This window comes from Candidatus Thiothrix putei (assembly GCA_029972225.1).
GTDB classification, from domain to species: Bacteria; Pseudomonadota; Gammaproteobacteria; order Thiotrichales; family Thiotrichaceae; genus Thiothrix; species Thiothrix putei.
On the sequence record CP124756.1, the window covers coordinates 71119 to 84340 of the forward strand.

Sequence of the window (13222 nt, forward strand, 5' to 3'; positions counted from 1 at the left end):
GGGGATGGGGGGTTATATTGGCTACTTAATCCAGCCCTTGGCTGCTCAAATATTCTTCGTAAGTGCCACGGTAATCCACAATCGTGCCGTCGCCTTTCACGTCGAAAATGCGCGTTGCCAGTGAGCCAACAAACACCCGGTCATGCGACACGAACAGCAGCGTACCGTCGTAACGATCTAGACCGCCGTTGAGGGATTCGATGGATTCCATGTCCAAGTGGTTGGTGGGTTCGTCCATCAGCATGACGTTGGTGCGCGACAGCATCATTTTGCCGAAAATCATCCGGCCTTTTTCACCACCCGACAGTACGCGCACTGGCTTTTTCACGGTGTCGCCGCCGAACAGCAAGCGACCGAGTGTGCCACGGTTTTGGGTCTCAGCGTCTTCACCTTCGTAGCCGCTTTTGCGCACGTAATCCGCCATCCAATCGGTGAGGCTGATGTCGCTTTTGAAGTCATCTTCGTGGTCTTGCTCGTAGCTGGAAATGCGGGCTTTTTCCGCCCATTTGATGCTGCCTTTTTGTGGCTGCAATTTGCCTTCGAGCAGTTTCAGCAGGGTGGTTTTACCCACGCCGTTTTCGCCGATAATGCCGACTTTTTCACCCGCTTCAATCGCAAAACTGAAGTTGTTGATCAGCGGTTTGTCCATGCCGTCGTAGCCGAACGTGAGGTTGTTGACCTCGACGGCGAAACGGTGCAGGCGTTCTTTTTCGTCGTACTCGAAACGAATCCAAGGGTATTGACGGCTGGAAGGTTTGATGTCTTCCGGCTTGAGCTTTTCGATCAGTTTGCGGCGGCTAGTGGCTTGTTTTGCCTTGGATTTATTGGCAGAGAAGCGCCGCACGAAGTCTTGCAATTCCAGAATGCGGTCTTTCGCTTTAGCATTCGCGTTGGCTTGACGTTCTCGCGCTTGGGTGGAGGCTTCCATAAAGTCGTCGTAGTTGCCTGCGTAAATTTGGATTTTGCCGAAGTCCAAATCCGCCGTGTGCGTACACACTTGGTTCAAAAAGTGGCGGTCATGCGAGATGATGATCATGGTGGAATCGCGGTTATTGAGCGTTTCTTCCAACCAGCGGATGGTATTGATGTCGAGGTTGTTGGTCGGTTCGTCCAGCAACAAAATATCGGGGTTGGCGAACAGGGCTTGGCACAGCAAGACGCGCAATTTCCAACCGGGCGCTACTTGGCTCATCGGGCCATTGTGCTGTTCGATGGGGATGCCGACCGCCAGCAGCAATTCACCGGCACGCGCTTCGGCGGTATAGCCGTCCATTTCCGCGAACTGGCCTTCGAGTTCCGCCGCCCGCATGTAATCGTCTTCGGTGGCTTCCATATTGGCGTAAATCGCGTCCTTGGCGGACATGACTTTCCACATTTCTTCGTGCCCCATCAGCACCACATCCAGCACGCGCACGTCTTCAAAGCCGAACTGGTCTTGGCGCAAATAAGCGATGCGTTCGTGCGGGTCTTTGGAAACGTTACCCGCTGTCGGCTCTAATTGCCCGCAGAGGATTTTCATGAAGGTGGATTTGCCGGAGCCGTTTGCCCCGATCAAGCCATAGCGGTTGCCGTCGCCGAATTTGACGGAAACGTTATCGAATAGCGGTTTAGCACCGAACTGGATGGTGACATTGGCAGCAACTAGCACTGGAAATCCTCTTGAAATCTGATGGGGCGTGATGGGGTGCTACTGTAGCATTTTCTGATATTCTGAACCATGCTTCACAGCACCGAATGCAACATCTTCGCACTCAACAACACCAGCAATACCGCAAACACTTTTTTCAACACCCCAATGGGTAGCGTATGCGCTAAATTTGCCCCCAGTCGGGTGGTAAAGAAGCTGGTCAGCGCAATCAACACCACCGCAGGCCAATACACAAACCCGATGGTATGTTCCGGCAAACCCGTTTGGCTCCAACCATTGATGAGGTAGCCCAGCGTCCCTGCGACGGCAATCGGAAACCCAATCCCTGCTGAAGTTGCAATGGCTTTACGCACATCAACATTGCACCACATCATGTAGGGTACGGATAACGAGCCGCCACCAATCGCCACCAGTGCGGACACACCGCCAATCACCAGTCCTGCCAGCGACAAACCTGCCACCCCCGGCAATTCCCGGTGGGGTTTGGGTTTGATATTCAACCACATTTGCAGCGCCACATACCCCATGAACACGGCGAAGAAAATCGCTAAGCCACGGGTGGATAACGCCGCTGCGAGAAACGTTGCTGCAAAGGTTCCCAGCAAAATCCCCGGTGTAATGCGTTGCACCACCGCCCATTGCACCGCTTGCTTGGCATGATGCGCCCGCATACTGGATAACGCGGTAGGGACAATCGCCGCCATGGAGGTCGCCAAGGCCACGTGAACAACATGTTCCGCCGGAAAACCTTGCGCCACAAACAAAGCGGTCAGCACCGGAACCATAATGCCACCACCGCCGATACCGAGTAGCCCCGCCGCAAAACCCACCACCAAACCCAGTGCCTGAAATGAAACCAGCAATTGCCATTCCACGGTATAATCTCCGCCTTTGTAAATCTTCAAACTCAGGGCAACTTTATGCAATATCTCACTATCCCTGTCACGGCTTTTCAACAGAATTGCAGCATTATCTGGTGTGAAACCACGCGGGAATGTGCCTTTGTCGACCCCGGCGGCGATACCGATACCTTGATAGCAGCCGTTACAAAACACCACTTGAAACCTACCGGTGTGTTTCTAACTCATGCACATCTGGATCATGTGGGGGGAACAATGGGATTGGCAAAACATTATGGTATTCCCATTTCCGGTCCCCATGAGGCTGATAAGTATTGGCTAGACGCCTTGCCCGTGCAGGCTAAGCAATTTGGCTTACCCCATTGCGAGGCGTTTGTGCCAGATGTGTGGTTACATGACGGTGACAGCTTAAGCGTAGGGCAACAAACGCTCAATGTGTTACATACGCCCGGACACACACCCGGTCATGTGGTGTTGTTCCATGAGGAGAGCGGCGTGGTGTTTGTCGGTGACGTACTGTTCAACGGTTCGATTGGACGCAGTGACTTTCCGGGGGGGAACCATCAGCAGCTAATGCAGTCTATAAAGGCTAAGTTGTGGTTATTGGGTGATGATGTTATCGTCATTCCCGGTCATGGGCCGGACACAACTATCGGACATGAACGTCTACACAACCCCTTTATCCGATAATGCGAGGACGGTAAGGTGCGCAATACGCTTGTTATGCTGCTTGGTGCGGTACTACTCACTGCTTGTGGTGGTGGCTCAGATTCTTCGTCTGCAACGCTGACTACAACTACCTCCCTTAATGTGACGGAAATGTTGGACAGTCATGCTCAAGCGCGTGCCGCTGTTGCCGTTATGCCGTTGATCTGGTCTAGCCAAATGACGGATTATGCGCAACAGTGGGCTAATCACTTGGCGACTAATAATGGCTGCCAAATGCAACACCGCTCTGTTGCAGGCATGAACCCATTGAATGCCGGTGAAAACCTGTATTGGGCAAGTGCGGTGCAATGGACGGATGGACGTACTGAAGTCCAAAACATTACGTCTGCCCATGTTGCGAGTGCATGGGCAAGTGAGATAGCTGACTACGATTACGCCAGCAATACCTGCGTGCCGGGTAAAATGTGCGGGCATTACACCCAAATGGTGTGGCGTAACTCTACCGAAGTGGGCTGTGCAATGGCGATTTGCCCTGACAAAGGCCAAATTTGGGTATGCAACTACAACCCACCGGGTAATGTGCTTGGCGAAAAACCCTATTAGAGCCAGCCCCATTTCCCGCTACAATAGGCGTTTTTCAAGCATCAAAGGACGAACACTATGTCGCAAGTGGATATTGCCGCCGTCAAACACTACCTGCTGGCTTTGCAGGATGATATTTGCACGCAGTTAGCAGCCGAGGACGGTGGTGCGACGTTTGTGGAAGATGCTTGGGAGCGCTCTGGTGGTGGTGGCGGGCGTACCCGTGTGATTAGCAATGGCGCAGTTTTTGAGCAAGGTGGTGTCAATTTTTCACATGTTTTTGGTGATAAACTGCCCCCTTCTGCTACCGCACAGCGCCCGGAATTGGCAGGGCGTAGCTTTCAGGCACTCGGTGTATCGCTGGTCATTCACCCGCATAATCCGCTGGTTCCCACCTCACACGCGAATGTGCGCTTTTTCGTCGCCGAAAAAGAAGGCGAAGCGCCCGTGTGGTGGTTTGGTGGCGGGTTTGACTTAACGCCATATTACGGGTTTGAGGACGATTGCATCAGTTGGCACCGCGCCGCCAAAGTGGCGTGTGACCCGTTTGGCGAGGACGTGTACACCCGCTACAAGCAATGGTGCGATGACTATTTTTTCCTTAAACACCGCAACGAACCACGTGGCATCGGCGGCTTGTTTTTCGATGATCTGAATGCTTGGGGCTTTGACACCACCTTTGCTTTTATGCGCAGCGTGGGCGATGCTTACATCAATGCCTATCGCCCTATCGTTAGCAAACGTAAGGGATTGTTGTTTACCGAAACGCACCGCGACTTTCAGCTCTACCGCCGTGGGCGTTACGTAGAGTTTAACCTTGTCTATGACCGAGGTACTCTCTTCGGCCTGCAATCGGGTGGACGCACCGAATCGATTCTGATGTCACTCCCTCCCTTGGTTAAATGGCGCTATGCTTGGCAACCCGAACCGGGCAGCGAAGAAGCTCGCTTGTATAGCGATTTTCTTCGCCCACGTGACTGGCTGGCAGAAGCCTGAAATCGCTTTGCTTACCAGCTTTTTTCACCTGGCTCTGGCTTATGACCGGAAAGCTTATAGAACTTCCATGCCAGATAGCCCAAAAAGCCCAGAATAAAGACGATGGTGAAAGCAGACATGAAAACAATGCCTTCAGCACTGGAAAAGAAATGTGACATGATGTTTGCTCCCTTACGGTAAATGATGCGGTTATCGTAAGGGTTGAAAACAGGGGAGACGTTGCGCAAAATCAAATTGGGTCGGGCGAGAATTCTGCTTTCTTGCTACAGATCAAATTTTTGTAGGTTTTTCATTATCGCGCCATGGCAGCACGTTCGACATTGATCAAACCATACCCGTAATCTTGATCAGGCCCAGGTGAACCTAAATCAGTAGCCGTTTGCTTCAAGGCTTCCGCATTAAACTGTGGATTCAGGGATTTAAGCAACGCAATAGCGCCCGTCACGTGCGCGGTTGCCAGCGAAGTACCGCTAGACACTTGAAAGGCACTGCGTGGTGTCGTTGTCAAAATGCCGACACCGGGCGCAGATAAGTCAATGTAATCACCCCGGTTAGCCCGGCTGAATAGACTCTGATTTTTATCCACCGCCGTCACGGCTATTACACCCGGTAACGCCGCCGGATAAGCAGGTTGCGCCCCCGGCCCGCCATTTCCGGCAGAAGCCACCACCACAATGCCTTTCTGGACAGCAGCCTGCACCAGTTTGTCAACAACAGGATCAGCATTCCCTGCAAAACTCAGATTGAGCACCTGAACACCTTCGCGCATCGCCTGTTCCAAAGCGCGAGCCACCAAAGCGGAATTGCTGCGACGTTCATCGGGGTTAGCCGGGTTAGTGCTGAAAGCACTGATAGCCACCAGCCGAGTATCAGGTGCAATGCCAATACGCTTATTCTGACTAATAATGACGCCTGCTACTTCCGTACCGTGCAAGCGATTACGTTCATCACCTTGTGGTATCAGGTCAATACGCCGGATGTCTGAACGAAATGAGTCGTGGTTAATATCAATAGGTGTGTCGATCATGCCTACGATGACACCGCGCCCGGTGGTGCGCTGGCGCATGGTGTCTGCACCGGTTAAACCCAGTGGGTAAGTGCCACTAATGCCCCCTGCCAGACTTGCAGTGGTGTAAAAATTACTCGTGTTCGCATCAACATCCGTTTCTTTGGCTTTGATAGATTTCACCAAGTCATACGGATCTTGCCCATTGGTCGCTGCGGTAATGAGTGTGGTATTAATGGAATCCAAACTATCGCTACGTTTAGCACGCAACTTGTACTTTTTCAGTACAGCATCAGCGACTTCAGCCGGTTTCTGGCTATCGTAGGTAATAAGCATTTCATTTTTTTCATAGTCCACCCGCCGGAATACGGGCGTTTCGACACAAATACTGCTGCTAAGATGGCAAGCAGGCGAGTCACTGGCTTTGCCGATGACCTTGTACTCTGCGGGGCTGCAAGCGGTAAGCAAGCTGAGGGTGATGAAAGCACTAAGCTGACGTAACAGTGTGACTGGCATGACGGTTTTCAGTATTCTCGTCCGATGAAAGCGATAACGGTATTATCCTGCCCCATTTGTTGCAGGATAGCGTCGGATTGTTGAGCAGATGGCGAAACATCTTTTACTTCAATTTTGAAGAGGCCACCACCTTCAGGGCCATCCACAATACGTGCATTCCAACGTAGCAAAAATTCCCGTACCTGATGCATTTGGGCTTCCCCATTAAAATCCACCAGTAAAACCATACCCTTGACGAGAGGCACAGCCGCAGGATCATCTGTAGCAGTAGCTGTCACATAAATACTGTTGTCTTGTAAAGTACTGTTGGTGTAAACAAACCAACCCAAAAAACCTGCTTGAATCAATAGCAATGCGGCAAAAACAGCGTTAGCCGGTATTAACCATGAAGTGTTTGAGAAAAAGTGACGTAATTTTTGCCTAAAGTCTTTTAGCCAGGCGGGTTGGCGTGTTAGCGAAGCCTGAGGGACATTTCCCGTGTGCTCTTCGCGTTCGATTCTCCTCATCAACTTTTCTAGGCGTTGTTGAGTCGTATCAACGGCCGATAATTGTAGTAGTGCATTATTAGCCCGAATCATCTCCACCATCTTGAGTTCGCGGCGATATTCATCGGCTAACTCAGGGTATTTTGCCAGTACGTTCTCCACCAATTTACGCTCTGGCTCACTCAACTTTCCCGTGATAAACCAAGGTAACAGTAGCCGTGCTTCTTCAATAGGGTCGCCATGTGGGTATTGGCTCATAACGTATAGTCTCGAATACCGTTTAAAAGTCGAAGCCAACGACTCCGGCCTTTTCCAATAACTGCGCTAAGCGCTTACGGGCATAAAACATACGTGTCTTGACCGTGTTTTCGGAAATGTCCAAAAGTGTTGCTACTTCTTTGACTGATTTATCTTCAAAATAGGTTAGCTTGATGACCTCACGATGCTCTTCCGTTAGCTGGTTCATCATGCGTAACAATTGTTGTTTCATATCATCCAATGCCAACTCCTCATGAGGGCCAGCAGCAGGGTCAATCATGGCATCCAGTATCGACTCATCTTCCAGTGTCACTTCCGAGGTTTTACGTAACCACGACACGACTTTGTTGCGGGCGATAGAATAAATCCACGTCGATACTTTTGACCTGCCTGCAAACGTTTCCGCTGACCGCCAAACATCAAACATAGCCTCATCGACTAAATCAGCAGCCTGAGCAATATCGTCACGTAACACGCGTGAACAATAATTTACCAACTTAGGTTGGTATCTCAGGTATAACTGACTGAATGCCTGCTGGCTTCCCTGACTGATTTTTTCCATCAGGGCTTCGTCGCTCAGCTTGCTTGAGGTGTCAGTCGGTTGTTTGCTGCCTTGTGAGTGGCCTTCCATCTCTATGTCGCTCTCGTTGCTGTTTCGGTTCTAATTAATTTGGATCAGTATCCAAAAAAATAATGAATAATCTTTTTTCAACTTGCGTTGAACCACTAACGTTGTGGTTGCGACTCATCAGCAACACTACACACTTAACTAGTAATATTCAAAGTTATAATACTCCCTCGCAAGTCTGGCGGGTCTTCGGATCCGCCTTTTTTTATTTACAAGCCATCCATTAGCATATCATAATCAACTGATACACGATTTTTTCTTTCTAACCTTGGAAGCTGGGTATGTATCAAATTGGCACCACACTGACACAATTTATCCTCGAAGAACAACGTAAACATGCAGGCGCAACCGGCGAATTTAGCTGCGTACTGAATGACATCGCACTCGCCTGCAAAAAAATTGCAGCCTTAACCAGCAAGGGCGACCTTATTGGCGTCTTGGGTTCTGCTGGCTCTGAAAACGTTCAGGGTGAAGAGCAGAAAAAAATGGACATCATCACCAACGACGTGATGATCGAGGCTCTTTCCCGTGGTCACGCAGCAGCGTTAGCTTCTGAGGAAATGGATGAAGTCTATAATCTGCCTAGCAATATTCCACGCGGTCACTATCTGGTGACATTCGACCCGTTGGATGGCTCCTCTAATATGGATGTAAATGTATCGGTTGGTACGATTTTCTCCATTATCAAAGCGCCTGAAGGCGTCGAAAACCCGACTGCCGCTGATTTCATGCAGCCGGGAACAAAACAAGTAGCAGCGGGCTACTGTCTGTACGGGCCTTCCGCCATTATGGTATTGACCACCGGCAATGGCGTGAACATGTTTACCCTCGACAAAGATTGCGGTGAATTCCTGCTGACCCGCGAAGACGTGAAAATCCCTGCTGACACCAAAGAATTTGCGATCAACGTTTCCAATCAACGTTATTGGGAACCGCCCATGCAGCGTTACATCAGCGAATGTTTGCTGGGTGTTGAAGGGCCGCGTGGCAAAGACTTCAATATGCGTTGGGTTGCTTCAATGGTAGCAGAAATTCACCGTATCCTGACCCGTGGCGGCATTTTCATCTATCCAATGGATAGCAAAATGAAAGCAGCGGGCAAAACCGGCAAGTTGCGTCTGTTGTATGAAGCCAACCCCATGGGTTTTATCGTTGAACAAGCGGGTGGTATGGCGACCACGGCTTATTCACGCATTATGGAACTCCAGCCAACTGACCTGCATCAGCGTGTGCCAGTGGTCATGGGATCACGTAATGAAGTTGAATTAGTGACGGGCTACCACAACGCTTAACAGCGTTTGTAAAGGTTTCGGAAGGCATTGCACAACCCGCCTGTCCTTTGGGACACCAAGTTCGGGGGAGACTTTCGGTGTGCAATGTCTGCCGTTTCTCATAACTCTCGCAGGGGGCGGAAGCTATTTCAGGCAGGTCACTTGTAGCTAAATCCTGTTACAATTCGATACTTTACTGTCAACTCGCACGACTAAAGTACCCATGCCGCAGACCACCGAACTTATTACTACCCTGAAAAAGCTACTCAAACGCCACAATAAAACCTATGCCGACGTAGCAGCCTGCCTGCAACTCTCTGAAGCCAGCGTCAAACGCCTGTTTTCCGAACAAGATTTATCGCTGCAACGACTGGATAAAATCTGTACCTTAATGGGCCTCGAAATCTCCGATCTTGTTCACGAAATGCGCTCCGAACACGCCAAGCCGATCAGCGAGTTAAGCCATTCACAGGAAAAGGAAATTGCCGACGATTTGCACCTGTTGCTCGTCACTGTGTTGGTGCTGAATCGCTGGTCATGGCAAGACATTACCAACCGTTACAACTTTAGCGAAGCGCAAGTGATCCGCTACCTTGCACATCTCGACCGTTTGCACATTATCGAATTGCAGCCGGGGAATCGCATTAAGCTGTTAGTTGCCCCCAATTTCAAATGGCGCGATGATGGCCCGATCATGAAATTATTTCTCGCCAAAATCGAAACCGAATTTTTCCGCGCACGTTTCACCAAAGACAACGAAAAACTGGTGGTACTCAATGGCATGTTGAGCGATGCCAGTAACGCCCTGTTCCAGCGCAAAATGGCGCAATTAGCCAAAGATTTCGATACCCTGAGCAAGGATGATGCCAGCCTGCCGATTGGCGAACGCAAAGGGTCGACTGTGCTGCTGGCGATACGCGACTGGGATTACGAACGCCTATTCGGTGATCAGCGCAAGCTACTGCCTCGGATGTAGCACCCATTGATCAATGTGTGGTATCCACCAGTCATTTTTCCTTGAAATTGACTGAGATACTCTGTATTTTTAAACCAAAACATCTCGTTCATTTTACTTTGAGTGTCCTTGGCGCAGACTATTTATGAAACCCATTGCTGTGCTTATAATATTTATAATTGGTTTGTTTAGCGTCTTCCTTGGCTACGCTTTGATTAAAGACAATAAGCCACGTACTGCTGATGAAGTAAGAATGCAGTTGCAATTGGATGACGATAAGCAACAGCATGAAGTGCAGATAAAAGAACTCGATTTAGAGCGTGATTTGGCCTTGAATCAGCAACAACTCAATTACCAAACTTACCTCCAGCAGCAAACCTTAAACCATGACGTACAATTGGAACAGTTACGCATTCAGCGGCAACTTGCCACCGAACAATGGGAATTAAATCAAAAAACCCAAGCCGAGCAACAGAAGCAGCAAGCCGATATTGCCATCAAACAGCTTGAATCCACCACGAAACACACCCTTAACCAGCAAAAATTGACCGCCGATAATGCGCAATTGGGCATGAAATTGACGCACGATGCCACCATGCAAAAACAAAAAGCAGAAAGCATCGAAAGCCGTATTTACCTCGTATCCGGCGCAGGTGTCGCAATAATTTTAGTGTTATCAGGGTCGGGAGCCGTCTTATTTCTTATCTGGCGGCGTTCTAGGGTGGAAATTATGCACCTCAAACAATGCCATCAATACAATCTGGAAGAGCGCCACCTGACGCATGAAGTACGCATGAAGGTGCTGGATGTCATCACCCAGTTTTCTTCAGAAGAACGGGTGGAAATTATTGGCAAAATTGTCAGTGCCACGGCGGTACCGCCCATTGATACCACGATTGTCCTGAACCCTCGGCAAGCGGAACAACCACCAACAGCGCCGCCCGTTACGAACGAGCTAAGCGCCGATAAAGCGAATCCGCCCACATCAACAACGCTTAGCCGTTACAGCTTGCCGACCTTGGCGTTGATGCCTGTGCATGACAGTAAGCGGGTGATTGAGGCACAATTGCACAAACTAGCCACCTACCGTTCCTCTTTTTCCAACAAGACTTCCCCTAAATGACGCAACAACGCCTCTACACCCACGGCTGGGATGACTACGAACTGCTCGACGCGGGCGACGGTAAAAAGCTGGAACGCTGGGGCAAGATCCTCACCATTCGCCCAGAAGTGCAAGCCTATTTCAAACCCGGCAAGCCTCACAGCGAATGGCGCACGCTGGCACATTGGGAGTTTATGGAAACCGACAAGCACAGTGGTACTTGGTATCCCTTGCGTGATGCTGCGCCGATGACGTGGGAAATCGGCTACCAGCGGCTGCGTTTCCAGCTTGAATTAACCCGCTTCAAACACCTTGGTCTGTTCCCCGAACAGCGCTGCAATTGGGATTTTATTGCGGAACATTTGCCCGCTGAGGGGCGCTTTCTCAACCTGTTTGCCTATACTGGCGCGGCATCGTGCATCGCACGGCAAACCGGTGCGGAAACCTTGCATGTGGATTCCATCAAGCAATTGCTGACTTGGGCGCATACCAATATGGAGCGCAGCAAACTCGCTGATATTAAGTGGGTGCGCGAAGATGCACTCAAATTCGTGGAGCGCGAACTCAAACGCGGGCGGCATTACGAGGGCATTATTATGGATCCGCCTGCGTGGGGTCTGGGTAAAAAGGGCGAAAAATGGAAACTCGACAATAAGCTGGAAGCGTTATTGGAAGGCGTGCAAGGGTTGTTAACATCACGCGGGTTTCTGATTCTCAACACGTATTCGCCCACGATTGGCTTGGCGGAAATCACCCGCTTGGCGCATCAATATTTCAAACCGCAACAGTGCGAGGTGCGTGAGTTGTGGATGCAGACGCGCACGGGTAAGGATTTGTATTATGGGAATGTGTTGCGGGTAATTAAACATCAATACACCTAATGAGTATTGTCCGGCAATGCCCTGAGCCGTGCCTAATTCAACTTCTCCCGTTCACGTTGCGCCAAGCACAACCATCCCCTAATCTTCCTCTCAGAGCATAACAACTGTTAATCGCAATCAGAGGAATACCCCATGAACGACAATATCACCCTGCCCAACTCCAGTAGCTGGTTATTCTTCGTCAAACTCACCTTCGGCATTGCGCTGGTAGGGATGGCTGCTTTCATCTTCTTCCTCGAAGGCAATCTGCTTACCAAAGGCTACCTCGCCCTAAATTCCCTGTTTCTTGTCAGCTCCACTATTATGCTATCGAAAACCCTGCGGGATGAGCACGAAGCGCAACGTTTGCTGAATCGCATTAGCGAAGCCAAAACCAACAAAATCCTCAAAGAATACGCCGAGTAAGGGAGGCAATCCGCATGTTTTACTTAATCGAAAAACTCGCCACGGCGGTACGGGGTGGCACACGTGAAGTGCTGGAAAGTGCCGTCGATGCCAACGCCACCCGCATTCTGGGGCAGGAGATTTACGAATCCGAAAGCCATTTGCGCGAAGCCAAGCAACACCTTGCACAAGTGATGGCTGACAAATTACGCCTGCAACGCCAACTTGAGGCGCAAAAAAACCAACTGGCGAGCAAGGAAACCCTGATTCGCCGCCACCTCGAACAAGGCGATGAAGCCGCCGCACTGTCACTGGCAGAAGATTTCAGCCAACACGAAACCCGGCTAGAACAGCAACAGCGCCAACACGCACAATTGCACGCTTACGAACAGCGGCTGTTGCAAACCCTGAAAAGCACCGCCAACAAGCTGGAACATTACCGCGCTGAATTGCGCATGGCACAAGCGACCCAACACGCCCAGCAAGCGGTTGGCAAACTCTCCCGCCATGCCAATGTGCACAGCGACAAATTTGCACGGATGCAAGATTCGTTAGAGCGAATTCGCCAACGCCACGATGCTTTTGACGACCAAATGCAGGCTCAGCAAGACATTGATGCTTACCTCAACGGCGACTTGCCATCTGCACAACATGCCCGCGAACAAGCCGCAGCGGTGTTGGCACGCTTACGCAACCCCCCTCAGCCCTGACATTTGTCAGCAATTGTTTGCCCTAGGTTTGCTAACATGGAAAAGTTAAAATTTGATGAAAAAAATGTGGAGTGCCTAATGGATAAAGAGCAAATTAACGCAAGCGAACCGATGGAAACTGACCCGATTACCGCCGAAGCGGTGGAAACGTTTGCCGTACTGCAAGCCAGTGCGGAAGCGCAAGATGCCCAAATCAGTGCCGCCGAAGACATTTTGGAACACACCGACCCTAGACCAACCGATAGCGCCGCCGCCTTCAAAGCATTGGAGT

15 protein-coding genes are annotated in these 13222 nt (G+C 50.4%); 9 read left to right on the forward strand and 6 right to left on the reverse strand.

Going from position 1 to position 13222, the window contains the following annotated elements:
• Window positions 1-25: 25 nt before the first annotated feature.
• Both QJT81_00320 and QJT81_00325 read right to left on the reverse strand, forming a co-directional pair.
• Complete coding sequence (locus QJT81_00320) at window positions 26-1648, reverse strand: ABC-F family ATPase (GenBank protein WGZ94468.1); 1623 nt, start codon at window positions 1646-1648, stop codon at window positions 26-28.
• A gap of 74 nt (window positions 1649-1722) precedes the next feature.
• Window positions 1723-2574, reverse strand: a complete 852-nt coding sequence (locus QJT81_00325; GenBank protein WGZ94469.1) for a sulfite exporter TauE/SafE family protein — start codon at window positions 2572-2574, stop codon at window positions 1723-1725.
• Here QJT81_00325 and QJT81_00330 point away from each other — a divergent pair.
• The 3 genes from QJT81_00330 to hemF are packed head-to-tail and all read left to right on the forward strand — an operon-like array spanning window position 2569 to window position 4755.
• Window positions 2569-3198, forward strand: coding sequence for an MBL fold metallo-hydrolase (locus QJT81_00330; protein ID WGZ94470.1), 630 nt, complete (start codon window positions 2569-2571; stop codon window positions 3196-3198). The two genes, QJT81_00325 and QJT81_00330, sit on opposite strands and share 6 nt — an antisense overlap.
• Before the next feature lie 15 nt (window positions 3199-3213).
• A complete protein-coding gene (locus QJT81_00335; GenBank protein WGZ94471.1) occupies window positions 3214-3780 on the forward strand; it encodes a CAP domain-containing protein in 567 nt (188 codons plus the stop codon).
• Between the two features lie 57 nt (window positions 3781-3837).
• Window positions 3838-4755 (forward strand): oxygen-dependent coproporphyrinogen oxidase, encoded by a 918-nt coding sequence (gene hemF / locus QJT81_00340; GenBank protein WGZ94472.1) that lies wholly within the window; start codon window positions 3838-3840, stop codon window positions 4753-4755.
• 11 nt (window positions 4756-4766) lie between these two features.
• Here hemF and QJT81_00345 read toward each other — a convergent pair whose 3' ends face one another.
• The 4 genes from QJT81_00345 to QJT81_00360 all read right to left on the reverse strand — a co-directional run bounded on the left by QJT81_00345 (window position 4767) and on the right by QJT81_00360 (window position 7651).
• Entirely contained in the window at window positions 4767-4913 is a 147-nt protein-coding gene (locus QJT81_00345; GenBank protein ID WGZ94473.1) for a hypothetical protein, read from the reverse strand.
• Between the two features lie 134 nt (window positions 4914-5047).
• Window positions 5048-6277, reverse strand: a complete 1230-nt coding sequence (locus QJT81_00350; protein WGZ94474.1) for a S8 family serine peptidase — start codon at window positions 6275-6277, stop codon at window positions 5048-5050.
• Between the two features lie 8 nt (window positions 6278-6285).
• The gene (locus tag QJT81_00355; protein WGZ94475.1) at window positions 6286-7020 is read right to left on the reverse strand and encodes a hypothetical protein; all 735 of its coding nucleotides are present in this window, start codon (window positions 7018-7020) and stop codon (window positions 6286-6288) included.
• Between the two features lie 22 nt (window positions 7021-7042).
• A complete protein-coding gene (locus QJT81_00360; GenBank protein WGZ94476.1) occupies window positions 7043-7651 on the reverse strand; it encodes a sigma-70 family RNA polymerase sigma factor in 609 nt (202 codons plus the stop codon).
• Window positions 7652-7929: 278 nt separating this feature from the next.
• Here QJT81_00360 and QJT81_00365 point away from each other — a divergent pair, with 278 nt between their 5' ends.
• The 6 genes from QJT81_00365 to QJT81_00390 all read left to right on the forward strand — a co-directional run bounded on the left by QJT81_00365 (window position 7930) and on the right by QJT81_00390 (window position 12951).
• Window positions 7930-8940: a class 1 fructose-bisphosphatase gene (locus tag QJT81_00365; GenBank protein WGZ94477.1), complete on the forward strand. Its 1011-nt coding sequence runs from the start codon at window positions 7930-7932 to the stop codon at window positions 8938-8940.
• Between the two features lie 202 nt (window positions 8941-9142).
• A complete protein-coding gene (locus tag QJT81_00370; GenBank protein ID WGZ94478.1) occupies window positions 9143-9895 on the forward strand; it encodes a helix-turn-helix transcriptional regulator in 753 nt (250 codons plus the stop codon).
• A 190-nt stretch (window positions 9896-10085) separates the two neighbouring features.
• A complete protein-coding gene (locus QJT81_00375; protein WGZ94479.1) occupies window positions 10086-10997 on the forward strand; it encodes a hypothetical protein in 912 nt (303 codons plus the stop codon).
• Window positions 10994-11857, forward strand: a complete 864-nt coding sequence (locus QJT81_00380) for a class I SAM-dependent methyltransferase (GenBank protein ID WGZ94480.1) — start codon at window positions 10994-10996, stop codon at window positions 11855-11857. Before QJT81_00375 ends, QJT81_00380 begins: the two co-directional genes overlap by 4 nt.
• Window positions 11858-11989: 132 nt before the next feature.
• Window positions 11990-12262 (forward strand): YiaA/YiaB family inner membrane protein, encoded by a 273-nt coding sequence (locus QJT81_00385; protein WGZ94481.1) that lies wholly within the window; start codon window positions 11990-11992, stop codon window positions 12260-12262.
• Between the two features lie 14 nt (window positions 12263-12276).
• Window positions 12277-12951, forward strand: coding sequence for a PspA/IM30 family protein (locus tag QJT81_00390; GenBank protein ID WGZ94482.1), 675 nt, complete (start codon window positions 12277-12279; stop codon window positions 12949-12951).
• The last annotated feature ends 271 nt before the right edge of the window (window positions 12952-13222 follow it).